This window comes from Pseudomonas sp. GW822-FHT03F04 (assembly GCF_058801405.1).
This window is the reverse complement of sequence record NZ_JBXANF010000006.1, coordinates 64827-91576: the sequence shown is the minus strand read 5'-3', so window position 1 is coordinate 91576 and position 26750 is coordinate 64827. Positions and strand designations below refer to the sequence as shown.

At 60.5% G+C, this 26750-nt stretch carries 14 protein-coding genes; 9 read left to right on the top strand and 5 right to left on the bottom strand.

All coding sequences use genetic code 11. The features are described 5' to 3' along the window. Positions 1-189 precede the first annotated feature (189 nt). From AC1RMX_RS15405 to AC1RMX_RS15385, 5 genes are read left to right on the top strand one after another with little or no spacing between them, the layout of a single operon-like run. On the top strand, positions 190-2463 hold the full coding sequence (locus tag AC1RMX_RS15405) for a GGDEF/EAL domain-containing response regulator (RefSeq protein WP_096818517.1): 2274 nt from the start codon (positions 190-192) through the stop codon (positions 2461-2463). Next, the gene (locus tag AC1RMX_RS15400; protein WP_096818519.1) at positions 2460-4334 is read left to right on the top strand and encodes a putative bifunctional diguanylate cyclase/phosphodiesterase; all 1875 of its coding nucleotides are present in this window, start codon (positions 2460-2462) and stop codon (positions 4332-4334) included. Before AC1RMX_RS15405 ends, AC1RMX_RS15400 begins: the two co-directional genes overlap by 4 nt. Next, positions 4331-5299, top strand: coding sequence for a cytochrome-c peroxidase (locus tag AC1RMX_RS15395; protein ID WP_096818521.1), 969 nt, complete (start codon positions 4331-4333; stop codon positions 5297-5299). Before AC1RMX_RS15400 ends, AC1RMX_RS15395 begins: the two co-directional genes overlap by 4 nt. After that, positions 5296-7110: a DAHL domain-containing protein gene (locus AC1RMX_RS15390; RefSeq protein ID WP_102620787.1), complete on the top strand. Its 1815-nt coding sequence runs from the start codon at positions 5296-5298 to the stop codon at positions 7108-7110. Before AC1RMX_RS15395 ends, AC1RMX_RS15390 begins: the two co-directional genes overlap by 4 nt. Further along, positions 7107-8510, top strand: a complete 1404-nt coding sequence (locus AC1RMX_RS15385; protein WP_096818524.1) for an ATP-binding protein — start codon at positions 7107-7109, stop codon at positions 8508-8510. Before AC1RMX_RS15390 ends, AC1RMX_RS15385 begins: the two co-directional genes overlap by 4 nt. Before the next feature lie 12 nt (positions 8511-8522). On the opposite strand, the gene AC1RMX_RS15380 is transcribed toward AC1RMX_RS15385, so the two are convergent. Together AC1RMX_RS15380 and AC1RMX_RS15375 are read right to left on the bottom strand one after the other, a co-directional pair. Next, complete coding sequence (locus AC1RMX_RS15380; RefSeq protein WP_096818526.1) at positions 8523-9848, bottom strand: APC family permease; 1326 nt, start codon at positions 9846-9848, stop codon at positions 8523-8525. A 221-nt stretch (positions 9849-10069) separates the two neighbouring features. After that, on the bottom strand, positions 10070-10891 hold the full coding sequence (locus tag AC1RMX_RS15375; RefSeq protein WP_096818528.1) for a carbon-nitrogen hydrolase family protein: 822 nt from the start codon (positions 10889-10891) through the stop codon (positions 10070-10072). 125 nt (positions 10892-11016) lie between these two features. Between AC1RMX_RS15375 and AC1RMX_RS15370 the strand changes: the two genes are divergently transcribed. After that, positions 11017-11817 carry a helix-turn-helix transcriptional regulator gene (locus AC1RMX_RS15370; RefSeq protein ID WP_096818529.1) on the top strand — a complete coding sequence of 267 codons (801 nt, stop codon included), beginning with the start codon at positions 11017-11019 and terminating at the stop codon, positions 11815-11817. A 36-nt stretch (positions 11818-11853) separates the two neighbouring features. Further along, positions 11854-13473: an FMN-binding glutamate synthase family protein gene (locus AC1RMX_RS15365; RefSeq protein ID WP_096818530.1), complete on the top strand. Its 1620-nt coding sequence runs from the start codon at positions 11854-11856 to the stop codon at positions 13471-13473. Between the two features lie 32 nt (positions 13474-13505). Here AC1RMX_RS15365 and AC1RMX_RS15360 read toward each other — a convergent pair whose 3' ends face one another. Both AC1RMX_RS15360 and AC1RMX_RS15355 read right to left on the bottom strand, forming a co-directional pair. Further along, complete coding sequence (locus AC1RMX_RS15360) at positions 13506-15011, bottom strand: glucosyltransferase domain-containing protein (protein ID WP_493072498.1); 1506 nt, start codon at positions 15009-15011, stop codon at positions 13506-13508. 170 nt (positions 15012-15181) lie between these two features. Next, entirely contained in the window at positions 15182-16603 is a 1422-nt protein-coding gene (locus tag AC1RMX_RS15355) for an amino acid permease (RefSeq protein WP_096818534.1), read from the bottom strand. A gap of 497 nt (positions 16604-17100) precedes the next feature. Between AC1RMX_RS15355 and AC1RMX_RS15350 the strand changes: the two genes are divergently transcribed. Together AC1RMX_RS15350 and AC1RMX_RS15345 are read left to right on the top strand one after the other, a co-directional pair. Then, complete coding sequence (locus AC1RMX_RS15350) at positions 17101-20244, top strand: transglycosylase domain-containing protein (RefSeq protein WP_102620794.1); 3144 nt, start codon at positions 17101-17103, stop codon at positions 20242-20244. A 150-nt stretch (positions 20245-20394) separates the two neighbouring features. Further along, complete coding sequence (locus AC1RMX_RS15345) at positions 20395-25416, top strand: NEL-type E3 ubiquitin ligase domain-containing protein (protein WP_493072497.1); 5022 nt, start codon at positions 20395-20397, stop codon at positions 25414-25416. A gap of 52 nt (positions 25417-25468) precedes the next feature. On the opposite strand, the gene AC1RMX_RS15340 is transcribed toward AC1RMX_RS15345, so the two are convergent. Then, complete coding sequence (locus tag AC1RMX_RS15340; RefSeq protein ID WP_493072496.1) at positions 25469-26722, bottom strand: hypothetical protein; 1254 nt, start codon at positions 26720-26722, stop codon at positions 25469-25471. Positions 26723-26750: the final 28 nt, after the last annotated feature.

Here is a 26750-nt window from a genome sequence, read left to right as displayed (position 1 = left end):
CCCGCGCCTCAGTGACAGGCTAGATGATTTTTTCGCGCAGACCGCACAAATCATCGGGTAAGGCGAAGTGCCGAAGGGGCAACTATGCTCAAGTCGCTGGACGACACCATCGGCCTGCGCGCAGGCGTGTGATGAGGGGAAAAGGATGCTCCCGATGACGAACGTGCGTGAACTTGCGGGTATTGCGCCATGAGTGCGCAACTCGGGCAAATCAATCGTCGCGTACTGATCGTCGACGATACGGCGTCGATCCACGGCGATTTCGAGAAGATCCTCAAACCCGCCACGATTGAAGACGACAGCCTGGACGAAACCGAAAGCCTGCTGTTCGGCACCCCGTCCACCGCGTCTGCCACGCAAAAAGAACATTTCGAGCTGGATTCGGCCTTTCAGGGGCGCGAAGCCCTGGACAAGGTCGAGGCCGCCCTGGCCGCTGGTCGTCCTTACGCCATGGCCTTCATCGACATGCGCATGCCACCGGGCTGGGACGGCCTGGAAACCATCGAACGGCTCTGGCAGGTCGATCCCAAGCTGCAAGTGGCCCTGTGCACCGCCTACTCCGACTACTCCTGGGAAGACATCGACGAGCGGTTGCCGCTGAACGATCGCCTGCTGATCCTGAAAAAACCCTTCGATGCGATCGAAATCCGCCAGATGGCCAGCGCTCTGACCGTCAAATGGCAAATGACCGAAGACGCCGCGCTGAAGATGAACCTGCTGGAACAAGCCGTGCAGGACCGCACGCGGGAGCTGTCCGACGCCAACATCATCGTGCAGAACAGCCCGACCATCCTTTACCGGTTGCGCGGCGAGCCATCGTTTCCGCTGATGTACATCTCCCACAACATCACCCGCTACGGACATGTCGCGGCCGATCTGGTGGGGGCGGCCAACTGGGCGCAGGTGCTGATTCACCCGGACGATCAGGCCAATGTCGATGCCGCCATGGCGCGGGTGCTGGACCGGCATGCCCTGGGCGCTTCGATCGAGTTTCGCCTGCGCACCGGTCAGGGCACCTGGCGCTGGGTGGAGAACCGCTACATCCCGGTGCGCGACCACGACGGCCGGCTGCTGGAAGTGGAAGGCATCATCCTCGACATCACCGAACGCCGGGTGGCCGAGGAGAAAATGGCCCAACTGGCCCGTACGGACGGCCTCACCGGGCTGGCCAATCGCGCCACACTGATCGAACGCCTGCATCAAGCCTTTGCCGCCGCACGTCGGGGGGCGGCGCCATTCGCGGTGTTTTACCTGGACCTGGATCACTTCAAGCGAATCAACGACACCCTCGGTCATCCGGTCGGCGACCTGCTGTTGCAGCAAGTGGCACAACGGATCAAATCCGGCGTTCGGGAAAACGATGTAGTGGCGCGTCTGGGTGGTGATGAATTCGCGATCCTGCAACTGGACGTCAGCGAACCGACCCAATCCGCCGCCATGGCCACCAAGATCCTCGAGGCTCTGCAGGCGCCCTATCAACTGGCCGGCAACGCCGTGCGCATTTCGGTCAGCATCGGCATCAGCAGCTATAGCCCCGCCAGCTTCGATGCCGACAGCCTGTTGGGACAGGCCGACATGGCGCTGTACCGCGCCAAGGAATCCGGACGCAATCAGTATCACTTCCACTCCGAGGAAATCACCCGGGAGGTGGCCGAGCGCATGGTCCTTGCCGAAGAGTTGACGACGGCCCTCACCCAGGGAGGGCTGAAGCTCGATTACATGCCGGAAGTGGACCTGCACAGCGGCAAGATTCTCGGCATGGCCGCGCAGGTCAGTTGGCAACATCCCAGGCTTGGCCTGCTGCCGGCGTCGGCCTTCGTACCGGCGGCAGAAAAGACCGGCGCAATCATTCCACTCGGACGCTGGATCCTCGATCACGCTTGCTGGCAGATGCGTCAGTGGCAAAACGAGGGAGTGGCGCCACCGGTGATGGCGATCAAGATTTCCCTGGCACAGCTCAAGTCCGGTCCCGAACTGATCTACGACGTGTTGCGCACCACGGCCCGCTGGGAGCTGGCGCCATGGGATCTGCGTTTCGATGTCACCGAAGCCACACTGGCCCAGACCCAATGGACACACAACGATGCGTTGCCGCGCCTGCGCGAGTTGGGTGTGACCATCGCCATCGATGATTTCGGCACCGAATACTCATCGTTCGACTACCTGAAAACCTACCGGGTCAATCACCTCAAACTCGCCCAGTCCCTGATCGACAATGCGGCTCAGGATGAAGACGGCGCCAATCGGCTGCGGGCGATCGTCAATTTCGCCCGGGACCTGGCAATCGACATCAGCGCCGAAGGCGTCACGCCTGAGGATCAGGGCAGTGCCCTGGTGTCCTGCGCACCGTTGAAAAACGTGCAGGGCTTCAGCTTGAGCGAAGCGGTCAGCCCTGAACAGGCAGCCCGACTGCTGAAGGACTGGAGTGCGGCCGCCCCGCTGCCCAAGGAGGATGAAGGATGAAAACGCCTTTTCCCCAGACCAACCGGCGGATTCTGATCGTCGACGATACGCCGGCGATCCATGCCGATTTCCGCAAGATCCTCGCCCCCGAAAGCGGTGGCGAAGCGGATCTGAGTGGTCTTGAACAAACGCTGTTCGGTACCCGCCAGTCGCCGCACCTGACCTTCCAGCTCGACTCTGCCTACCAGGGCCAGGAAGCCTTGAAACTGGTGCAACACGCGCTGGACGAAGGCCGTCCCTATGCCCTCGCCTTCACCGACATGCGGATGCCGCCCGGCTGGGATGGTCTGGAAACCATTGAAAAACTGTGGGAGGTCGATCCCAACCTGCAAATCGCGCTGTGCACCGCCTACTCCGACTACAGCTGGGAAGCCATGGCCGAGCGCCTGGAGTTCGGCGATCAGTTACTGATCCTGAAAAAACCGTTCGACACCCTGGAAATCCGGCAGATGGCCAATGCCCTGACCTGGAAATGGCAACTGGCCCAGGACGCGGCGCTGAAGATGCTCAGCCTCGAACAAACCATCGAGGCGCGCGTGCACGAGTTGCTCAAGGTCTCGCACCTGTTGCAGTACGACAGCCTCACGGGCCTGCCCAACAGCACCTTGCTCGGTGACCGTCTGACTCAGTCACTGGCCGCTTGCCGGCGCCATGACAAACAACTGGTGGTGATGTTTCTCGGCCTGGATCGCTTCAAGCGCATCAACAATGCCCTGGGCCATCCGGCGGGCGACGAGATGCTCAAACGGGTCGGCCAGCAACTGCTGGCCTGCGTGCGCGAATCGGACTCGGTCTTTCGCTATGGCTCCGACGAGTTCGTGGTGATGCTCAGCGACATCATCCACCCGCAGCAGACGCGCAGCATCGCCGAAAAACTGCTGGCGGCCATCCGTGAGCCACAGACGATTGTCGGTCACGACGTCAGTGTCACCGCCAGCGTGGGCATCAGTATTTATCCGGACGACGGACTGGAAGCCATCGACCTGATCAAAAAAGCCGAAACGGCCATGCGCAATGCCAAGGAAAGCGGCCCGAACGAGATCGGTTTCTTCATCGAGGCCATGAACCAGCGCGCCCGGGAACAGCAAGGCATCGAATCGGGCATTCGCCAGGCCCTGCAACGGCACGAATTCGTCCTGCACTACCAGCCGAAAATCGATCTGGGCAGCGGCCGGGTGGTGGGCGCCGAAGCGCTGGTGCGCTGGCAAAAACCGGGACATGGCTGGGTGTATCCATCGGAGTTCATCCCGGTGGCCGAAGACAGCGGCCTGATCGTGCCTCTGAGCAAATGGGTGCTGGGCGAAGCTTGTCGTCAGACGCGGGACTGGCAAAAAGCCGGGCTGCCGCCGATCCGCATGTCGGTCAACACCTCGGCCATCGACTTTCGCCAGCGCCTCTTTGTCGAGGGCATCGAACAGGTGCTGGAAGAGACCGGGCTGGATCCCGTGCTGCTGGAACTGGAGATCACCGAGGGCGTGCTGATGCAGAACGTCGACGCGACCATGAGCGCGTTGAACCGGTTGAAAGCGCTGGGGGTCAAGCTGGCCATCGATGATTTCGGGACTGGGTATTCCAGCCTGAGTTACCTGCGGCGGTTCCCCATCGATGTGCTGAAAATCGATCAGTCGTTCATTCGCGGCCTGAGCCATGACAGCAGCGATGCCGCGCTGGTCGGCGCGATCATCAGCCTGGGCAAGAGCCTGAACCTGAACGTCATCGCCGAAGGGGTGGAGACCGCGCAACAGTTGGCTTTTCTCAGGTCCCACCACTGCGAGGAAGGCCAGGGCTACTACTTCAGCAAGGCCCTGCCGGCGGACGCCTTCGCCCGCCTGCTGATGACCGGGTTGCCGGGGCCATGGAGCGCATCATGAACACGCCGCCGAGGTGCCCGTCCCGCAGCGTTCTGTTCCTGCTGCTGTTCGTTCCCTGCGCCAATACCGTTGCCGCGCCGCTGGACGAGCCGCTGAAACCCTTGCCCGAGATTCCGAAACAGGACCCGAAACGCGTCGAACTGGGTCGCCAGCTTTTCCACGATCCACGGCTATCGGTCAACAACACCCTGTCCTGCGCCAGTTGCCATCAACTGGACAAAAACGGGGCCGACAGCCGCGCCTTTTCCCCGGGCTTCGATGGACAACCGGTGGCGGTCAACACGCCGACCGTGCTCAACGCCAGCCTCAATTTCCGCCAGTTCTGGGACGGTCGCGTCGAAACGCTGGAAGAGCAGACCAATGTCGTCATCACCAGCCCCCACGAAATGGGCAGCGACTGGAACACTGTTGTGCAACGGATCGCCGACGAACCCGACTATCGCCAGTCTTTCAGCGCCGCCTACCCGGATGCCGTGACGAAAGCCAATATCCAGAACGCCCTGGCGGCCTACGAACGCACGCTGCTGACACCCGACTCACGCTTCGATCAGTACCTTTTGGGCAACACGGACATCCTGACCCTGGATGAAAAATACGGCTATCAGCGCTTCAAGGACTACGGCTGCATCGCCTGCCATCAGGGGGTGAACATCGGCGGCAACATGTTCCAGAAGTTCGGGGTGTTCGGCGACTACATCGCCGATCGCGGCAACCCGACACTGGCCGACCAGGGGCGGTTCAACGTGACCGGCGACGAAGACGATCGCGCCGTGTTCAAGGTGCCGAGCCTGCGCAACGTCGCGCTGACCGCGCCGTACTTTCACGACGGCTCGGCGCCCACCCTCGAACGGGCCGTGGACGTGATGTTCCAGTATCAGTTGGGCCGCATGCCGAGCGAGGAAGACAAGGCGCTGATCATCGAGTTTCTCAAGACCCTGACCGGGCACTGGGAGGGCAAGCCATGATGAAGATGTCACGCCGGGTCAGCCTGATATTGCTCGGGCTCGTCGCCGTGCTGCTGGCCTCGACCCTGGTTTTTCTGTACCTCAAGTCCAGCTCCGAGCAGACCACGACCTACACCGAATCCCGGGACCTGATCCGCCAGATCAAGCAACAGGACGCCCTGTGGGAAAGCGAAATCCTCAAGGCCCGGGTGGCGATCTCGCACAATTACGACCCGCTGGTTTCACCGATGAACGAGATGAACCGCCTGTGGGCACGCTTCGACACCATGGAGTCCGGGCACGGGCGCAACGACTCCACGCAATGGGATGAGGCCCACGAAGGGTTCCTGAAAGCCATGCAGGAAAAGACCCGCCTGGTCGAACAGTTCAAGTCGCACAACGCGTTGTTGCGCAACTCCCTGGCGTTTCTGCCGACCGCCGAGGATGACATTCAGGCGCAACTGACCAATCTGTCCGACCTCGACAAGATTCAATTGCAGAACATCGTCACCGACACCTATGACCTGCTGCTCAGCGCACTGGAATTCGCCCAGGTCGCCTCCGACGACAAGGCGGCCGACATCGAGCTGGGTTTGAACAAACTCACGGTGAACGCGCAACGCTTGCCCCGGGACTTCCAGACGCCGATCAGGATCCTGAGCAATCACATCACCCTGATCCTGCGCGAGCAGCCGATCGTCAACCGCCTGCTCGACCAGATCGAAGCCATTCCCGTGGCCGAGCGACTGGACACCATCACCAACATGCTCGATCAGGATCAGCAGCGGGTCGAAAAGATCGACCAGAAATACCATTTCTACCTGCTGCTGTTTTCCGTCCTGCTGATGTTGTCACTGCTGTGGCTGGCCATCCGGCTGATCCGCAGCTTCGCCGAGATCAACCGGGTCAACGCGGCCCTGCAGACCGCCAACGATGTGCTGGAACAAAGGGTCGATGAACGGACCCGCGAGCTCAAGAACGTCCAGAGCGAATTGCTCGACGCCGCGCGCCAGGCCGGCATGGCCGAGATCGCGACCAACGTGTTGCACAACGTCGGCAACGTGCTCAACAGCGTGAACATTTCCTCCGACCTGATCTCGCGAAAACTGCGCAGCAGCAAGGCCCTGGGATTGGGCAAGGCCATGCAACTGATCAACGAACACCCGGACGACCTCGGGCCATTCCTGACCGAGGACGCCAAGGGCAAGCTGCTGCCCGGCTACCTCAACCAACTGGTAGGCGCCATCGCCCAGGAACAGCAGGAAATGGCCGACGAACTGGCCCAGATGAACAAGAGCGTCGATCACATCAAGGACATCGTCGCCACCCAGCAATCCTATGCCGGGGCCAACAGCATGACCGAGCCGCTGTACATCAACGAACTGCTCGAAGACGCCCTGCGCATGAATGCCGGCGCACTCACCCGGCACCATGTCACGGTGGTCAAGGAATACGGCGACGTGCCTCAGGTGATGGGCGACAAACACCGTTTGCTGCTGATCCTGATCAACCTCATCAGCAACGCCAAGTACGCGATGTCCGACCTCAGCAACCGCCCACGGACCATGACCCTGGGCGTGAAAATCGTCGACGAGAGTTTTCTGGAAATCAGCGTCAGGGACGATGGCGAAGGCATCGCCCCGGAAAACATGACACGGATCTTTGCCCACGGCTTCACGACCCGCAAGGAGGGTCATGGCTTCGGCCTGCACAGCTGCGCCCTGGCGGCCATCGAGATGAACGGCCATCTCACCGCCCACAGTGACGGGCCGGGGCTGGGCGCCATGTTCACCCTGCAGATTCCGCTGATCACCGTAACGGAGAACGCATGAGCGAACTGTCGAACCGCCGCATTCTGCTGATCGATGACATGCCGTCGATCCACGAAGACTTTCGCAAGATCCTCGCCCCGACCCAGGCGCAGTCAGCGGAACTGGACGAGATGGAAGCGGCCCTGTTCGGCGCACCTGCCAAGCCCCGGCGAGCAACGTTCGAACTGGACTCGGCCTATGGCGGTGAAGAGGGCCTGGCCAAACTCAACCTGGCGTTGCAGGAGCAGTGCCCGTACGCCCTGGCCTTTGTCGACATGCGCATGCCCGACGGTTGGGACGGGGCGAAAACCATCGAGCATCTCTGGCAACAGGATCCGCAATTGCAGGTGGTGGTTTGCACCGCATATTCCGACTATTCCTGGGACGAACTGCTGGATCGCCTGCACGCCCATGACCGGTTGCTGATCCTGAAAAAGCCGTTCGACAACATCGAGGTCCAGCAGATGGCCAACACCCTGCTGACCAAATGGCAGATGACCGAACGCGCGTCGCTGCAAATGCATCACCTGGAACATTTGGTTGACCAGCGCACCGCCCAGTTCAAGCAGGCCAGTGAAGCCTTGCAGCGAGAGATCGACGAACGCAAGCAACTGGAAGGCCAGTTGGTGCAGTCGGAAAAACTCGCCTCGCTGGGGCAACTGGCGGCCGGGGTTGCCCATGAAATCAACAACCCGATCGGGTTCATTTCCTCCAACCTCGGCACGCTCGACGGCTACTTCCAGCAGTTGCTGGCCATGCTCGGCGCCTATCACGCCGCCGGGCAGACCCTGGCCGCCGAGCCCGCTGCGCAGTTGCAGCAACTGCGCGAACACCTCGAAGTGGATTTTCTGCTCGAAGACATTCCGGTGCTGATCCGCGAATCCAAGGAAGGCATCGGCCGGGTCGGGCAGATCGTCAAGGACCTCAAGGACTTCTCCCGGGTCGATACCCAGCAGCAATGGCAGTGGGCGAACCTGCAACAGGGCATCGACTCGACCCTGAACATCGTCGCCAGCGAACTCAAGTACAAGGCCGATGTGGTCAAGGAGTATCAAGACCTTCCGGACATCGAATGCCTGCCCTCGCAGATCAATCAGGTGATCATGAACCTGGTGGTCAACGCGGCGCAGGCCATGGGCGCCGAACGCGGCACCATTACCCTGCGCACTGCTGTGCAGGGGGAGTCGGCGATCATCGAAGTGGCCGACAACGGCTCGGGCATTGCGCCCGAGACCCTGCAGAAAATCTTCGACCCGTTTTTCACGACCAAACCCGTAGGCCAGGGGACAGGGCTGGGGTTGTCCCTGTCCTATGGCATCGTGAAGAAACACGGCGGGGACATTTCCGTCAGCAGCACGCCGGGGACCGGCACAACCTTTCGCGTGCAACTGCCATTGCGCCAGACCCGGCCTGCTGCCTGATGTCAGGTCAGTTCAGGTCGCTTCCTGGAAGTCCATTTCCGGTGGCTGGCGACGGAAGCCGCCGGTCAGCACCGCCAGATACACCACGCCAATCGCCAGCCAGCTCAGGCCCAGGTACACCGCCAGGTGATCGAGGCTGACCATCAGCCACAAGTCCGCGACCAGGCCGATGAACGGGAAGACCAGAAACAGCACCAGCTCGCGCAGGCCTTTTTTCTCGCCACCGATCCAGTAGTGAAAAATCACCGACAGGTTGACCAGACTGAAGGCCAGGAACGCGCCGAAGTTGATGAACGAGGTCGACGTGGTCACATCGAGTTTCAGCGCCAGCAAGGCCACCACCGCGCAGAGCAGGATGCTGTTGACCGGCGTGCCGAAGCGCTCGTGCAAAGTGCCGAAGAACGACTTGGGCAACACACCGTCACGGCCCATCGCGAACAGCAGCCGCGAACCACTGGCCTGGGCGGACAGACCCGAGGCGAACTGACCGACAATCAGGCCGATCAGGAAGATCGAGACGAACAGGTCACCACCAATGTTGCGTGCAATTTCGTAGGCCGCCGAGTCGACGTTGTCGAACTGGAACGACGGATGCGCGATCTGCACGAAGTACGACACACCGACGAAGATCAGCCCGCCGATCAGGGTGATCAGCATGATTGCCCGAGGGATGGTGCGGCGCGGGTCGCGGGTTTCTTCAGTGAGGGTGCTGACCGCATCGAAACCGAGGAACGAGTAGCAGGCGATAGCCGCGCCACTCATGATCAGCGGCATCTGCATGTCGCCGTTGAAGAACGGTTTGATCGACCACAGCGGTGTGCTGGCATCACCGCCGATGTAATGCACGCACAGGGCGACGAAAGCGACCAGCACCAGAAACTGCACCAGCATCAGCAAGGCGTTGATGCCGTTGGCCAGCTTCAGGCCGATGATGTTGATCGCGCTGGTGATACCGATGAACGCCAGCACCCAGATCCACTGCGGGATCGACGGGAAGGCCGAAGCGAGGTACGCGGCGCCGATCAGCCAGATCGCCATCGGCAAAAACAGGTAATCGAGCAGCACCGCCCAACCGGCGATGAAACCGAGTTTCGGGCTGATGGCCTTGCGCACATAGCTGTAGGCCGAACCGGCCACCGGAAACGCGGCGGCCATGTGGCCGTAACTCATGGCGGTGAAGAACATCGCCACCAGTGCCGCCAGATACGCGGCCGGCACCATGCCGGCGGTGGATTGGGCGAGGATGCCGAACGTGCCGAGGACAATGATCGGCGTCATGTAGGCGATGCCGAACAGCACCACCGACCCCAGCGAAAGGGTGCGTTGCAAACGAGCCATGGGCGACTTACTCCGGATTTTATTGGATTTATGGCAGAGGCCGAGTTCGGCGAATGTTTCGGGTGTTGCTTTGTTGTTTTGGGTACAACTCAAAGGTTTGATCGTTCCCACGCTCCGCGTGGGAATGCCTCCATGGACGCTCCGCGTCCGCTCTTTGGACGCAGAGCGTCCCGGCTGCATGCCCACGCAGAGCGTGGGCACGATCGGATATCTTCTGTTCTTTAGCGCGAAGGGATCAGCAGCTCTCGTACTCCCGAGGCGTGTTCAACCACCTCCCCCGGCAACCTCAACCGCTGATCATCCAGATAGCGGTAATCCTTGCGCGCCAGTTCCAACTGGCCGAAATCCAGTTCAACGTTGAACCGCCCTTCCTCACGCCCGGCCTCGAACAGCACCGTACCCAGCGGATCCACCAGCGCACTGCCGCCGGCAAACATCAACCCGTCATCCCCGGCTTCCACACGGTTGACCATCAGCGCAAACGCCTGGTTTTCCTGGGCCCGGGCCATGATCGCGGTGCGGTGAGTCGGCCCGTACGGATCCATGTTGCCGTTGGTGACGATCAGCAATTCAGCGCCCAGTTGCGCCAGGGCGCGGGCCGATTCCGGGAACTCGATGTCGTAGCAGATCAACAGGCCGACCCGCACGCCGTTCCACAGGCACGTGGCGTAACGGTCGCCGGCCTCGAATACACCGCGATCCGACGCCCAGAGGTGGGTCTTGCGGTATTTCAGGGCGATGCCTTCGGGGGTGATCAGCAGCGTGGTGTTGTAGAAACGGCCGTTGTCGTTTTCGGCCATGCCGATCACCACGGCGATGTTGCTTTCGCGGGCGGCGGCCTGCACGGCGCTGACAGTCGGACCGTCTACCGCTTCGGCGATCTGCGCCACGGTGTCAGCGGTCGGAAAGCCCATCAGGTGGGTCTCGGGGAACACGATCAGTTGCGTGTCGGCCGGGCACGCGGCAATCGCCGCCAGGGCGCGTTCGAGGTTGTACGCCGTGTCTTTGTCACGGCCCGCCAGTTGGGCGAGTTCGACTTTCATGGGGAGTCCTTGTTATGAGCGCCGGGCGCCGAAAGATTGCCCGGCGGCTGTCTGTGGGCCAGTATGCTTCGCATTCGACTGGCCAGGGAATTACGCGGCCGGGGTAACCCGATAGGGGTAGAGGCATGATTCTTTCGTTTGACGACATCACCTGGCACCGCGCCGTCGGGCAGTTGATCGACGCCCTCGACAAGCCGAATTTCTGGGCGCAACTGGTGCGCCTGCTCGACCAGTACGTCCCGTTCGATAGCTGGGTGGCGCTGCTGTTCAGCGCCGACCGTCACCCTCAGGTGTTCGCCGAATGCCCGGGCGAAGACGGCAGTCCCGACCAGTTGTTCCAGGATTATCTGCGCGGGTTGTATCTGCTCGACCCGTTCTACATCGCCTGTCGCGAGCAATCGCGCACCGGGTTGTATCGCCTGTCGGAGGTCGCGCCGGAGCATTTCGAGCTGACCGAGTATTACCAGCGATACTTTCGTCTGAATGTGGTGGCCGACGAAATCCAGTTCAATTGCCAGCTCGAAGGCGACCGCACGCTGTGCCTGTCACTGGGCAGCAAGCAGCGCTTCAGCGGCGAGCAGATCGCCCTGCTGTCGCTGATCCAGCCGTGGGTGCTTGGCCTGTTGCGCCAGCGCCTGCCCTACGAAATCAATGAAATCGTCGCCCTCGCCCCGTCGCCGGCGCAACCGGACTGGCGGGTGCAACTCGAAGCGTCGGTGCAGCAACTCAAGGGCGCACAACTGACCGCCCGGGAACTGGATGTCGGGCGTTTGATGCTCAGCGGTTGCTCCAGTAAAGAAATCGCCCGTAAGCTGGAAATCTCTGTTGAAACCGTGAAAGTCCATAAGAAACACATGTACAGCAAGCTGGGGATCAAGTCCCAGTCGGAGCTGTTTTCGATCTTTCTGCAGGCGCAGAACGCCTGACTGCCGCAAAAAAACCGTCCGAACCAAGGAAACCGTATGAGCCTGTCACTCCTGAGCCGCTACGCCTTCTTTGCCGTCTGCGTGATTTTCACCCTCGCCAGCCTGCCCTTTCTCGACCATGACTGGTTGTGGCCGATCACCGCCGTCACCGGGGTGCTGAGCCTGATCGGTCTGTTCGACCTGATGCAGAGCCCGCACGCGGTACGCCGCAACTACCCGATCCTGGGCAACATCCGTTATCTGGTCGAGGGTATTCGCCCGGAAATCCGCCAGTACCTGCTGGAATCCGACAGCGACGCCCTGCCCTTTTCCCGCGCCCAGCGTTCGCTGGTGTACTCGCGGGCCAAGAACGAAAGCGCCGACAAACCGTTCGGCACCCTGATCGATGTGTATCAGTCCGGTTTCGAGTTCATCGGTCACTCGATGCGCCCGGCGCCGTTGAGCGACCCGAACAGCTTTCGCGTGACCGTTGGCGGCCCGCAATGCACCCAGCCGTACTCGGCGTCGGTGTTCAACATTTCGGCCATGAGTTTTGGCTCCCTCAGCGCCAACGCGATCCGCGCGCTGAACCAGGGTGCGAAACTCGGCAACTTCGCCCACGACACCGGTGAAGGCAGCATCAGCCCGTATCACCGCGAAAACGGCGGCGACCTGACCTGGGAACTGGGCAGCGGCTACTTCGGCTGCCGCACCAGCGACGGCCGTTTCGACCCGGAACGTTTCGCCGCCCAGGCGCAGACCCCGCAAGTGCGGATGATCGAAATCAAGATGAGCCAGGGCGCCAAACCCGGCCACGGCGGGATTCTGCCCAAGCACAAGGTGACCCAGGAAATCGCCGACACCCGCGGCATTTCCATGGGCGAAGACTGCATCTCACCGTCCCGCCACAGCGCGTTCTCCACGCCGATCGAGATGATGCATTTCATCCAGCAATTGCGTGAACTGTCCGGCGGTAAACCGGTGGGCTTCAAGTTCTGCCTCGGCCATCCGTGGGAGTTCATGGGCATCGCCAAGGCCATGCTGGAAACCGGCATCCTGCCGGACTTCATCGTGGTCGACGGCAAGGAAGGCGGCACTGGCGCCGCGCCGGTGGAGTTCACCGACCACATTGGCGTGCCGATGCGCGAAGGTCTGCTGTTCGTGCACAACACACTGGTCGGCCTGAATCTGCGGGACAAGATCAAACTCGGTGCCAGCGGCAAGATCGTCAGTGCGTTCGACATCGCCAGCGTGCTGGCCATCGGCGCCGACTGGGCCAACTCGGCGCGCGGCTTCATGTTCGCCATCGGCTGCATCCAGTCGCAAAGCTGCCACACCAACAAATGCCCGACCGGCGTCGCCACCCAGGACAATCTGCGCCAGCGCGCGCTGGTGGTGCCGGACAAGGCGCAGCGGGTCTACAACTTCCACCGCAATACGTTGAAGGCGCTGGCAGAAATGCTCGCCGCCGCCGGCCTCGAACATCCATCGCAACTGTCGGCCAAGCATCTGGTTCGGCGCATGTCGGCGACCGAGATCAAACTGTTCTCGCAGCTGCATGTGTTCCTGAAACCGGGGGAGTTGCTCACCGGGGAAGTGAACGGCGAGTTCTATTCGCGGATGTGGCAGATGGCGCGGGCGGACAGTTTCGAGCCGCAGGAGATCGCGGCCGCCTAGCGGTAACGCTCAGGGCATAGCACTTCGGATACTCACCAACTCAAGAGCCGACCATGGGGCGGCTCTTTCATGACGATGAAACCGTAATCGCCGATCAGATAGATGCGGTAATAGAGGCGATCCACCAAGGCTGGAAACCCCTGATAGCCGACGCGGGTGGCGTTGCGCCGTTCGCGTTCCGCGACCATGTTGGTGATACCGGCCGACGGCAGGTTTTCCGCGAGCATGAAGTAGTCGATGTTCAGCAAGTAGCGCAGCACCGGCAGTTGTTTGAACGTACCCTCCGCACCCGCCAGCCAGCGGTCGGAGTAAGTCACTGACAGATAAATCCGTTTGGCTTCGCGCAGTTCGCGATGGGAGGAAATGTCCTGGCTGAGGCTGTACAGGGCGCTATTGGCGAAGGTTTTTTCCATCATCAGCACCCTCCCGTAAGCGAAGGACAGCGACAACGTTGCCAGAAGCGGAATTGCCAACAACAGGGGCAGCCGCGAGTGCAGCGACGTCAACCCGACATAGGCCAGATAGAACAGCAAGATCAGCAGCACGCCGAACCCCATCAGGGTGCGTGCGCCTTCGTTGAAGTCGCGAAACAGCAGCGTCATGCCCGGCACCAGCAGCACAATCAACGGCAGCGTCAGCAGGCAGATAAATCCCAGGAGCAAACCTTGTGCGGTGGGCTCATTGCGCAGGCGAATCTGCCGTCCCAACCGCACACCACCGAACAGTGCACACAGCACCAACACAATAAACACCGTTGTGTAGCCGCCGTGAAACAGCAGCGCAACTTTCTCCATCACCCGACCGATATTGATGCCGATCTGCAACAGCGGATCAGCGCTACCGTTGAGCAACTCCGTGCGCCCGGATTCCGTGAACGGATAGGCCGTGACCGCATAGATCAGCACCGCCAGCACCAGTTGCGCCAGCCTCCATCCCGACAGGTGCCAGAACTCCGCCCACGGCACTCGCCGATGAACATTCCTCAGCAACTCCACACAACACAGCCCGAGAAACACATTGAGACTGACCTGATACAACCCGATCGCCAGCGCCAGTAACACCGACGGCACCAGCCATCGCTGTATTTTGGAATTACCACAAAAAGTGATCGCATAAATCACCGCGACCAGACTCAGGGCCATGCCGGCCCCGTCGTATTGATAGGACAGGTTCTGCAACAGGAACGGGTTGTACCAGAGCGGCAACGGCACCAGGCAACAGGCCAGGGTCGGTTCAGGGAAATAGTGAAAGGTCAGACGAGTAAGGGCCAAAGACATGGCCACCGTGGCGAGCAACAACGGCAAAGGAAAGATGTTCGGCGCAGCGCCGGTGAACGTCAGCGCCTGATACAGCCAGTCCATGAACAACCGCCCCTGCCCGGCCCAGACATTGCCGGCAGCCAGGGTGCGCCAGTTGTCGTCGATGTAGGGGAAGTCGGCGAGGATCAGCGGCAGGATGTACAGCGTCGTGGCGAGCAGGAAAAACAGCACGACCTGACGGCGGCCGAGTTCTCGTACGAGAAAATCGCTCATCCTCATTTCAGTGCCTCTGTTCACCGCTGTGCTGATTTCGACAGTGATAAAGCTTGGAACATGACAAGGGATCAGAAGTCGTTTTCACCGGTCTTTCAGACCAGCGGCTTTAAACCTGCACCAACGAAAAAGCCCCGGCCAATCGACCGGGGCTTTCAAGTTTCAGCGCTGGCGTTTTACGACGCCGAACGCACCGCGCCCTGAGACGCATCGCTCGGTTGCAGCTTGAACACGTAGAACAACACGGTCAGCAGCACCAGGAACGCCGGGCCGACATACAGCGCCACGCGAGTGTCCGGGAAGTACGCCATCAGACCTACCACCAGCACCAGGAACGCCAGCGCCAGATAGGAGCTGACCGGGAACAGCCACATCTTGTACTTCAGGCCCGCACGTTCGCTGGCGCTCAGGCCTTTGCGGAATTTCAGTTGAGCCAGCAGGATCATCACCCAGGTCCAGATCGCACCGAAGGTGGCGATCGAGGTGACCCAGACGAAGACTTTTTCCGGCACCAGATAATTCAGCAGCACACCCAGCAGCAGGGCGAAAATCGACAGCAGCAATGCCCGACGCGGCACGCCGTTGCTCGACGTGCGGGCGAAACCGGCCGGCGCCTGACCGTTCTGCGCCAGGCTGTAGAGCATGCGCCCGGTGCTGAAGATGCCGCCGTTGCACGACGACAGTGCGGCGGTGATCACCACGAAGTTAATGATGCCGGCAGCGGTCTTGATGCCCAGACGCTCGAAGGTCATCACGAACGGACTGCCCTGAGTGCCGATTTCATTCCACGGGTAGATCGACAGGATCACGAACAGCGCGCCGACGTAGAACAACAGAATCCGCCAGAACACCGAGCCGATCGCATTGGGAATGGTCTTCTGCGGGTTTTTCGCTTCACCGGCGGTCAGGCCGATCATTTCCACACCGAGGTAGGCGAACATCACCATTTGCAGGGACATCAGCACGCCCGTCACGCCGTTGGGCATAAAGCCGCCGTGGGCCCACAGGTTGGAAATCCCCAGCGCCACGCCGTCGTTGCCGAAACCGAAGGCGATGATACCGATGCCGCCGAGTACCATGGCGATGATGGTGACGATCTTGATCAGGGCGAACCAGAACTCGAATTCACCGAACGCCTTCACCGCGATCAGGTTGATCGAGCCCATGCTGATCAGCGCCGCCAGCGCCCAGATCCAGCGCGGCACATCGGGAAACCAGATGCCCATGTACACCGCCACCGCGGTGATTTCCGCGACGCAGGTCACCAGCCACAGGAACCAGTAGTTCCAGCCAGTCAGAAAGCCCGCCAACGGGCCGAGATAATCCTGTGCGTAACGGCTGAAGGAGCCGGCGACCGGGTTGTGCACGGCCATCTCGCCGAGGGCGCGCATGATCACCAGGATCGCCAGACCACCGATGATGTAAGACAGCATGATCGCCGGGCCGGCCATTTCGATGGCCTTGGCCGAACCGAGAAACAGACCGACACCGATACAGGCGCCGAGCGCCATCAGGCGAATGTGCCGTTCGCCGAGTTCGCGTTTGAGCGGGCCGCCTTGAGCGGTCTCGCCATGAGGCAGGTGATTGCCTGTTGGCATTTGGGGACATCCTCGTCTTGTTATTGGATAGACCACCGTGTGTCGAAGCGTCGGCCGATAGGCCTTGGCTTCCCGACACCGCGCCTGCCTCGTGGGCAGATGCGTCCTGCAGGGCCAGACCTGGAGGATCAGCGGGCTGGCAGTATAAAAAGCTTCCAGCAGGATATTTCACTCTAAAAGACGCGATATTCAGCGACATGATTCGCCAATCATCGGACTTTCGAGATAAACACTCCTGAAAAAACCGGATTATTCACTGCCGAAATGGGCGCCGAGTATTGCACAGCAATGGTGCAGCGTCATGCCCCTACCCAAGTCGTATTTACCCGCGCACTGCTCTAATACGGCCCTGTCGGGCTTGCAGTCCAGCATTGCGAAGCGACTGCCCGGTTTGCAGATTTGTTCAGGCTCGGCCCTTCACAATTTTTTCACCCGCGCCAACCACCGACTAAGCTTCAGACAAGTCCGATCAATCTGCGTGAATGGATCAATCGACTATGGGCGCTTTGTGGCAAACCGATTCGAGTGAAAAAGTGGTTCCGACTGAACGTGTGGATGAAGCGCCTGCACCTGAGAAACCCCGTCGTAATCGGCATGGGTGGAAGGCTTTCTGGCTATTGCTGTTGATCATTGCAATTGTGGTGGGCCTGGCCGCGACCAAGGAAATGCGCACCTCGCGTTTTCAATCCCGCGAGGTCAGCCAGTACGCCGCCAGACTGACCTATGAACTGCAACCGGGCCCCAGCGAAGCCATTCGTTATCCGGGCAACGGGCCGTTCGACCTGCGTCTGGGCTACAGCTCGCTGGACGAATTTCTGCCTCGGTTGCTCAAGCGCAATTATGTGATCACCGAACAGACGCGCTTCTCGCCAGCGCTGCTCGGCTATACCGACAAGGGTCTGTTCGTGCCCTACTCCGAGAAAATCCAGGCCGGGCTGTCGATCACCGATTGCCGCGCCGCGCCGCTGTATCAGTACAACTATCCGCAACAGCTGTATTCGAGTTTCGAGTCGATTCCGCCGGTGGTGGTCAACAGCCTGCTGTTCATCGAAAACCGTTTCCTGCTGGATCCCAAACAGCCGATGGCCAACCCGGCGGTGGACTGGCCGCGCTTCGGCATGGCCGCGTGGTCGCAAGTCGCCAAACTCTTGCACTTGCCAGGGCAGTCGGCGGGCGGCAGCACCCTGGCCACCCAACTGGAAAAATATCGCCACTCGCCTGACGGACTGACGGTGAACGGTGCCGAGAAAATCCGCCAGATGATTTCCGCCAGCGTGCGCGCCTACCAGGCCGGCCCGGATACCTTGCCGGCCCGGCGCAACATCATTCGTGACTACCTCAACAGCGTGCCATTGTCGGCGGTGCCGGGGCATGGCGAAGTCCACGGCATGGCCGAGGGTTTGCGGGTCTGGTACGGCGCCGACTTCAATGAAGCCAACGCAAAACTGGCCAGCACTGCGACTGATCCGAAGACCCTGGCGGACAAAGGCCTGGCCCTGCGCGAAATGCTCTCGCTGATGATCGCCCAACGCCGCCCTTCCCATTACCTGACCAAGGGCCGCGAAGAACTGGCCGACCTCACCGACAGCCACTTGCGCCTGCTCAAGCAGAACGGTGTGATCGACGCGGCGCTGGCCGATGCGTCCCTGGCCAGCAAGGTCACCTACCGCGACTGGCAGACCCAGCCGACCATCCAGCCGATCGAGACCAACAAAGGCATCAGCGTCGCGCGCAGCCGTCTGGCCTCGATGCTCAATCGTCCGCTGTACGACCTCGACCGCCTCGACCTCTCGGCCACCAGCACCCTGCAAGGCGAGCTGCAAACCCAGGCCACCGCCTACCTGAAAAAACTCGCCGACCCGGCCTATGCAACCGAAGTCGGGCTGATGGGCGAGCGCCTGCTGACGCCCACCAGCACCACTCAGGTGCGCTACAGCTTCACCCTGTTCGAGCTCACTCCGGACGGTTCGCGAGTGCGGGTGCAGACCGACAGCACCGACCAGCCGTTCGACATCAACGAGGGCAGCAAACTGGAACTGGGCTCCACGGCGAAGATGCGGGTGCTGACCACCTACCTGCAAATCATCTCGGAACTGCATGACAAGTACGGCGCCATGACCGTGCCGGAACTGAAGAAAGTCGACGTGCCGGATCAGGATCGCCTGACCCAGTGGGTGATCGATTACCTGATCCAGAACAAGGATCACGATCTGTCGAAAATGCTCGGCGCCGCCCTCGACCGCAAATATTCCGCCAGCCCCGGCGAAGCGTTTTTCACCGGTGGCGGCCTGCACGTGTTCCACAACTTCCGCAAGGAAGATAACGGCCGCATGCCGACCTTGCGCGATGCCCTGCGCGAGTCGATCAACCTGCCGTTCATTCGCCTGATGCGCGATCTGGTGCGTTACACCACCTATTCCGGCCCCAACAACAGCGCCGAATTGCTCAAGGACGACCGCGACCCGCGTCGTCAGGAATACCTCGCTTCGTTCGCCGACCGCGAAGGCACCTCGTTCCTGCTCAAGTTCTGGAAGAAGTACAAGAACAAGGACACCCAGGCCCGGCTCGATACGTTCCTCGACAGCATGCGCCCGACGCCGATCCGCATGGCCGCCGTGCACCGCTATCTGCTGCCCAACGCCAGTCAGGAAGACTTCAACACCTTCGTACGCTCGCACCTCAAGGGCGTCAAAATCACCGAAAAGCTCACCGACGAGCGCCTGGAACGCCTCTACCTCGCCTACGGTCCCGGCACCTATGATTTGCCGGATCAAGGCTTCATCGCCAAGGTCCACCCGCTGGACCTGTGGCTGATCGGCTACCTGCTCAATCACCCGGACGCGACCTGGGGCCAGATCGTCAAGGCCAGCCAGTTCGAGCGTCAGGAAGTCTACAGCTGGCTGTTCAAGAGCAAGCACAAGGGCGCCCGTGACAGCCGCATCCGCACCATGCTGGAGATCGAAGCGTTCCTCGACATCCATCAGCGCTGGCAGAAAGTCGGCTATCCGTTCGATCACCTGGTGCCGTCGCTGGCCACGGCCATCGGCAGCTCCGGCGACCGCCCCGCCGCGCTGGCCGAGTTGATCGGCACCATCCTCAACGACGGTGTGCGCATGCCGACCCTGCGCATCGACAGCCTGCATTTTGCTGCCGGCACGCCTTACGAAACCAAACTGGTCAACGACCCTCACGTAGGTAAACGTGTGATGCCGTCGGAAGTGGCCACGGCGATGCGTGAAGCGTTGTCGCAAGTAGTGGACTCGGGGACGGCCAAACGTGTTTCCGGCAGTTTCAAACTGAACGATGGAACACCGCTGACCATGGGCGGTAAAACCGGCACCGGCGACAACCGTATCGAAGCCATCGGTTCTGGCGGACGCATTTTGAGTTCCAAGTCGATCAACCGTACGGCGACCTTCGTGTTCTACATCGGCGACCACCATTTCGGCACACTCACTGCGTTCGTTCCGGGACGCTCGGCGGAGAACTTCAAGTTCACCTCGGCCCTGCCAGTGCAGGTGCTCAAGGGCATGGCGCCGATTTTGATGCCGTATCTGCAGCCGGGCAGTGATTCGCAATGCCGCCCCCCGCAGGTTCCCCAGGTGGCCCTGATGAACCTGCCATCGCTTAACCCCGATTGAAGTTGTGGAGGCAATAACTAATTATTTTATGCATTCCAATATTCAATGTTTTGCCTGCCAGGTTCGCACTCGAATAGCAGGCTTTTGAACTAATTCTCTGCACCCTTGAACGTTAGGCTGAACCTTCCTGACTTATTCAAGGCTGTACCCATGACCGCAACAACTGAATACAAAGGGCAACATTACGAATTAATCAAATCGCGGATCGATCCGGTATTTATCGATATGAAGCCGCAACACGGCGAAGCGTTGAGAAAGATCAAACCTCGCCATGAGCCGTGGATGACGCCGCAACTGGCCAGGGTCAATAAAAACGCCTGGGCAGCCCGTAACAGCGCCGACAAGGCACTGACCCGACTGAAAGACGTTCACTCGTTTGCCGAACCGCTGCTCAAGGCCCGTTTACGGGAAAAAACCGGCATTGATGTCGACACCGGAAATACGTTTCTGATGCTGTATCGCGAAGCCACATCGCCTTGGTACGTGATAGGGACATTAGGGGGTTCAACTACAAGAAAAGTGTCATTACTCGAAGCCGCGTTGAACAACTTTTCCTATAACGAAACTTACGCATCGAATTCCGCGTTTCTCGTCAAAAGAGAACATGTGGATGATCAGTACGATATTTCGCCACTTGATCGACTGATGACCGTTGCCCAGTTCCAGACGCTGTGTCGGGAACTGGATATCGGCAGGCTCTATCAAGCGCACCTGCAGGAAATGCTGTTGAACGACGAGCCGGTGGCGCGCAGTTATGTGCAGTCACGGGTTGTACAGAGTCACAAGGCCACGCTGCAGGCAGCCGCGCACATGGCGTTGGCGAAAAAAGAGATCAGCCGCGAAGGTTTTCAACTGATTCGCGCCCTGCTCGATGGTCGCGTGGCACTCAAGTTTGGCCAGCAGCCGATGCAGGCGTGCGAACTGAACATCATGGATCTGAAGATGACCGGCATCCTGATCCTGCGTCCCGATCCCGCTCAGCCGCTGCACTCCTCGCGAGTCATCGTCTACGTCCCGCACGACCCCGAACATCCGTTGAAGGAATACGACTCCCACCTCGCCTTTCTCAAGGAACTGACCGGTCAGTTAGAGAGGAACGAAACCCTGGCCTCCAGCAGTGGCAATTACTGGCAGTTCTTCAGCCAGTTCGTCGATCACCATGAGCGCGGGCACTTCTTCGCCGACCTCGAACAACGTCTGACGCATGTGAAATGGTATCCACACGAACGCGGAGACTCGCGTCCGTCCTGGCGCGAAACACCGATCAGCAACCCGAACCTGCAATACGGCGCGACAGCCATCACCGGGGCATTGTGGGAATCTCTCTATCAGCGGCAGCTCGACAAGATCCTCAACGATGCACGCAACATTGCCGTGCCTACCGCCGATGCGGACAAGAGCGCGCGCGCAGACTGGTGGGCGAACGTCTTCAAGATTGCCCAGGACATCCTGAACGTGGCGGTGATGGTGGCTGCGCCCTTTGTGCCTGTCGTCGGCCTTGCAATGCTTGGCTACACCGCCTGGCAATTGACCAATGAAGTCATCGAAGGTGTGGTGGATCTGACGCTGGCCCATTGGGAAGAAGCCGCGGAGCATGTGGTGGGGGTGGTCAACGATGTTCTTCAACTGGCGGCTTTCGCCAGTGGCGCCTTGATCGCCAAGCCGTTGCTGCTGAAGCTGTCTCCGTTGATTGAAAACATGAAAGCGGTGCGTTCGTTCGATGGCCGCACGCGCTTGTGGCACCCGGATCTCAAACCGTACGAGCAGTCGCAACTGACGCTTCCGGTTGGCTCCAGACCGGATGCCCTGGGTCTGCACCAACACGCCGGCAAGTCTGTACTGCCGCTGGAGGGCAGGCACTATGCGGTCAGGCTCGATCGCAACAGTGGTCACTATCGTGTCGAGCACCCTTCCCGACCGCAGACTTATTCACCACGACTGCAGCACAACGGCCGGGGGGCCTGGACTCACGAGGCCGAGTCCCCCCATGAGTGGGAAGGCGCGCGCCTGATGCGCCGAATGGGTCACTCGGTCGACGGTTTGAGTGACGCCGAGCTGGAACGAATACGCCGCATCAGTGGCACGCCGTTCGACTCCCTGCGCCGGATGCATGTGAAAAACACCCCGCCACCGCCGTTGCTGGACGATACGCTCACCCGCTTCAGGACCTGGCAGGAAGCCAAAAACGTCGGCGAACTCATTCGTACCGGACAGCCGCTCTATCCAGAATCGCACTGGTTCGACCGGATAGTCCCTGACATGCCGGGCTGGCCTGCCGACAAGGCCCTGAAGGTCTGGCAAAACAACGATCTGACCGGTGCTTACAGACAATACGGCAACCCTCGGGCATCTTCCCGTCAGACATTGTCCATCGGCATTGCCGATGTAATGGACAACAAACTCCCTGAGCGGCTGGTGGACTTTCTCGACGACGTCGACATGCAATCCCTGCTCGGCGGGAACTACCCGAAAGCCCAACGAGCGCAAATCTTGCGCAACCAGTTGGCCGAGCTCGCGGTTACCCGGCGAATGGAGATTTTCGACTATCAGTACAACTTCAAGAATCGCACGCCCGATACCGGGGCCCAGTTGATCCAGCGCCTCTTTCCGCGGTTGCCTGCACGGCTCGCCGAATCGGTGGCAGGCGAGGCGACAGCTGCCGAACACAGCATCATGACCGACCAGCAACGCATCCCGCTGCGCCTGAAGAGTCAGGCTCGCGAAATCGAATTCGAGGTTCTGGCGACCCGGGCCACTGAGGGCGTGCATGATCCGGCACTGCTGATACCCGACACCGAACGCCTCGCCCTGAATGCCTTGAAGGTCCACACCGACACTTACCAGGATTGGCGCATCGAGGTGCGCGAAGGCACGGACGACGGCCAGCTGCGCTGCAGCGCGGGCCCCGATGCTGCCACCACGGTGCGCAGGCTGATCAGGGACGAACACGGCCGCTATGAGGTGCATGACGCAGCTCACAACGGACTGCACGAGGCTGCCGGTTTCTACGACGCCGTACTGTCAGCCTTGCCCTCAGCCAAGCGCACGGCCCTTGGCTATCGCATCGGTGAAGGGCGAATGTTCAGGCAATGGGTGATGCTCATGTGCGAGACGCCGGCCGAACGCAGGACATTGCTGGCCCGCCCCTCCGTCCACCCATTCATCCCGCTGGAAACGGAACTGCTGCTGCGCGGCCCGAGATTGTCCAAGGCACCGCTGACCGTGGAAGAGAAAGTCAGAAATCTCTACCCGCATTTCAGCGAAACAGAAGTGACGGCGTTCACCCGGTCATTGCACTCCACGGGAGATGCACACTGGAAAATCGCGCGGCTTGAAAGTGAACTCAAGACGTTGAAGGAAAAACTGGAAGCCTGGAGACAGAGCTACCTGAGCAGTTGGGACGCTGACACCCCTGATGCCAACCAGCCTCGTGCCTATCATGACTATCAGCACAAAGGCGGGCGCTTCATCGCCGATCGCCTGCTGGAGTGTTTCGAACGCCGATCCGAGGTGTTCCAGGAGCGCAGCACCAGCCTTGAGAGCGGGTACGCGCTGGACTTGTCGAAAGAGATGCTGCCCCATGACCTTCAGCATTGGTGGAGGCAGTTGCCCGAAGGCCTCAAACCCTGGCTCGATCAGGTCACGACACTGAACCTGGACGGTCAGGGGTTCTCTTCGGCCTCGAACGGGCTGTTGAAGGATTTCCCTCAGCTGCGACAACTGAGCGCCAGACACTGCGGTCTCAAGACCCTGCCGGCCAGCGTCGGTCAGATGCAGCGTCTGGAAACCCTGCGTCTGAACGACAACCAGCTGCAACTGACACCCACCAATGCGCAGCAATTGAACACGCTGACACGCCTGGAAATCCTGAGACTGGACAACAATCCCGTCAGCATGCCCCTATCGGTCGGGCGCATGCCAAGGTTGCGAATCCTGAGCCTGATCAATACGCAGATCGACGCCTGGCCGCTGGGTCTGTTCGATGTTCCCCGCCCTCCAGGATTCTTCCTCGATCTGGGCAACAATCCGCTCAGGTACATCCCCGAAGTCGCGCCCGGTTCCAATGAAGCACGACTGATCGCCCGCACTCGCGTCCATCTGGATCAACTCACCAGACGAGCCCGCTCCACCTACGAGCAATATCGAAGGTCAGTGGGTATGCGCCCTTCGCAAAGCTACGCGACCATTGCTGAAGATTTGCTGGAGCAATGGCCGGTTTCCGTGGACACCGAACTGGCTGATGAAACGCCCGGCATCGGGGCTCTTCGCCCCGAGGCGTGGCACGAACTGGCTAGCGAACCCGGCTCCGACGGATTCTTCCAGGTGCTGCAGGATCTGACCCGTTCTGCCGATTACGAACAGGGTGGCGAAGCGCTGGATCAGTTGACCGACCGTGTCTGGCGAATGGTCGACGCCATGGACATCGACACCCGACTGCGCGAAGAGCTGTTCCTGATGTCCACCGATCCCGAAGGTTGCGAAGATGCCGGGGCCCAGTTGTTCAACAGCATGGGAATACGCGTACTGGAGTCGGAGGCACGCACCTTTTCCAGCTCTCCCGAGGAGCTTGAACGCCGATTGGCGACACTGGCCAAAGGCGCTGCACGACTCAAGCAAGTGAACGAGATCGCCCGAGCCGATATCGCGGCCCGAGAAGGCGAACCGGACGAGGTTGAAGTCCATCTGGCCTATGAAACCGGCCTGGCCAGACGCCTTGAACTGCCCTGGCAGTCCGAGGCCATGAAATTCCGTCAGGTTGCCGGGGTCAGCGATACAACCATTGATGACGCCTACGACAGCATTGTCGATGATGAAGCCGGTGACGGTCTGATCGACCAGATGCTCGACCAATCCTTCTGGGATCAGTATCTGCGTGAGACCTGGCCGGGAGAAATCGTAGCCAACACCCGTGCGCATCAGGAAAAGGCCGATCGGCTGATCGATTTGCGGGCAGCCCAGGCGAGTTGGGTCGAATCCGCTGATCGTTCACCGCCACTCAGGCGGACACTCGCCGAACTGGCGCGCAAACTCTCCATACCGGACGCAGCGGTCTTCACGCCGGAAAAAATGAGCCAGAAGACTTACGACGAGTTGCTTGAAGGCATTGGCCGGCAGGAGAAAACGCTGAAACGAAGACTGACTCGCGAGGCCATGGCCCGCGCAAGGATCTGACCCGACCGGAGTCACCTGAAGGCAACCGGCCCGGTTGCCTTCAAGGCGGGCGTCAGACTTCCGAATCCCAGATCACCGTGACATTGCCGGCGTATCGTCTGGCCTGGCCGGGCTGCAGCATCTGTTCGACGTAGTCCCTGGGTATTTCGAAATGCAACGTGCCCGCGGTCCGCTCCAGAAAGCGGTCCGGTTGAAAGCCCGGAGCATTCGGGCTGGAGGTCAGCGGCCGACGGCGCACCGGCTGACCGGCATCGTCGGTGATACTGTCGGGCAGGCTGACGCTCACGAAAACCTGTGCATCGGCTCCGCCACCCTCCGTATCCCGTAACCCGCAGGACTGCGCGCCGCCGTGCTGGCATTCGACAAACATCTTGAACCGCGACGACGACGAAATGTTGAAGGTCTGATCGCGGAACAATCGCACCGGTTTGCGCCCCTGTTGCAGCCAGGCCTGCCAGCCGCCTTGCGGCACCAGTACGACCTTGTTGCCGCCGGGGGGAATGTCGACCTTGAGCACATGCTGCACATCCAGCACGAACCTGAAGGTCACGGCCGAATTGTCCGGCAACAGATTGTCGCCGGTGTCGATGTCCATGCCAGGGCCGACGCCGTAAGTCAGTGCGCCGGTGTACAGGCCGGCCGACATCTGCAGCGGATTCGGCGTACGCAGTTCATAGGCCACGTCCAGATAACCGTACGACATCCACGGAATCATGAATGCCGTCTGTTTGGCGCACGTCCCTTGGGCAGGTGTTTTCCAGAAGAAGCGATAGAAATCCGGCCCGTAGGATGACATCGCTCCGGCGCGGCAAGGTAACGGCGCAATTACCCAACTGGTTCCCCAGAGTTTGAAATGCGCCTGCTGATCATCGGTTTCACCCGTCAGGCTGGCCGCCGTGTCGCTCAAGACATACTGGGAACCAAATCCGCCGATGCGCATTTCCACCGTTGCCGATTCACCGGTAAACACATTGGTGACCACCAGGCTGCGCCATTGCGCCGGCATCTTGAACATCGCGCCGTTACGCTCGGACGCCCCCGGTTCGATCGCTCGTATTGAAGCGAAACGCAGTGGCAGGCGAACACCCGACAGGGGTTTGCAATCGTTTGGATAAGTGCCGCAGTAGCCGCTCTGGGGTGTCTGGTTGATGAAGGTGTTGGTCTGTGGATTGGCCGGATCGGGAATGTAGACCGCACGGATTTCCTGCGTCACCGCCAATGCCGCTGACGACAATAGCCCTGCGCACACACCGCACCACCCTTTGGCCTGATTGAACCTGTTGATCTTGCGCAACCCTGAAACCATTACCAGCTCCTTGCTCAGCAATCGGTCT

What these genes read in the sequence shown, in the direction of transcription:
- AC1RMX_RS15405 (WP_096818517.1), top strand. Translation starts at nt 190, where the DNA reads ATGAGTGCGCAACTCGGGCAAATCAATCGTCGCGTACTGATCGTCGAC.
- AC1RMX_RS15400 (WP_096818519.1), top strand. Translation starts at nt 2,460, where the DNA reads ATGAAAACGCCTTTTCCCCAGACCAACCGGCGGATTCTGATCGTCGAC.
- AC1RMX_RS15395 (WP_096818521.1), top strand. Translation starts at nt 4,331, where the DNA reads ATGAACACGCCGCCGAGGTGCCCGTCCCGCAGCGTTCTGTTCCTGCTG.
- AC1RMX_RS15390 (WP_102620787.1), top strand. Translation starts at nt 5,296, where the DNA reads ATGATGAAGATGTCACGCCGGGTCAGCCTGATATTGCTCGGGCTCGTC.
- AC1RMX_RS15385 (WP_096818524.1), top strand. Translation starts at nt 7,107, where the DNA reads ATGAGCGAACTGTCGAACCGCCGCATTCTGCTGATCGATGACATGCCG.
- AC1RMX_RS15380 (WP_096818526.1), bottom strand. Translation starts at nt 9,848, where the DNA reads ATGGCTCGTTTGCAACGCACCCTTTCGCTGGGGTCGGTGGTGCTGTTC.
- AC1RMX_RS15375 (WP_096818528.1), bottom strand. Translation starts at nt 10,891, where the DNA reads ATGAAAGTCGAACTCGCCCAACTGGCGGGCCGTGACAAAGACACGGCG.
- AC1RMX_RS15370 (WP_096818529.1), top strand. Translation starts at nt 11,017, where the DNA reads ATGATTCTTTCGTTTGACGACATCACCTGGCACCGCGCCGTCGGGCAG.
- AC1RMX_RS15365 (WP_096818530.1), top strand. Translation starts at nt 11,854, where the DNA reads ATGAGCCTGTCACTCCTGAGCCGCTACGCCTTCTTTGCCGTCTGCGTG.
- AC1RMX_RS15360 (WP_493072498.1), bottom strand. Translation starts at nt 15,011, where the DNA reads ATGAGGATGAGCGATTTTCTCGTACGAGAACTCGGCCGCCGTCAGGTC.
- AC1RMX_RS15355 (WP_096818534.1), bottom strand. Translation starts at nt 16,603, where the DNA reads ATGCCAACAGGCAATCACCTGCCTCATGGCGAGACCGCTCAAGGCGGC.
- AC1RMX_RS15350 (WP_102620794.1), top strand. Translation starts at nt 17,101, where the DNA reads ATGGGCGCTTTGTGGCAAACCGATTCGAGTGAAAAAGTGGTTCCGACT.
- AC1RMX_RS15345 (WP_493072497.1), top strand. Translation starts at nt 20,395, where the DNA reads ATGACCGCAACAACTGAATACAAAGGGCAACATTACGAATTAATCAAA.
- AC1RMX_RS15340 (WP_493072496.1), bottom strand. Translation starts at nt 26,722, where the DNA reads ATGGTTTCAGGGTTGCGCAAGATCAACAGGTTCAATCAGGCCAAAGGG.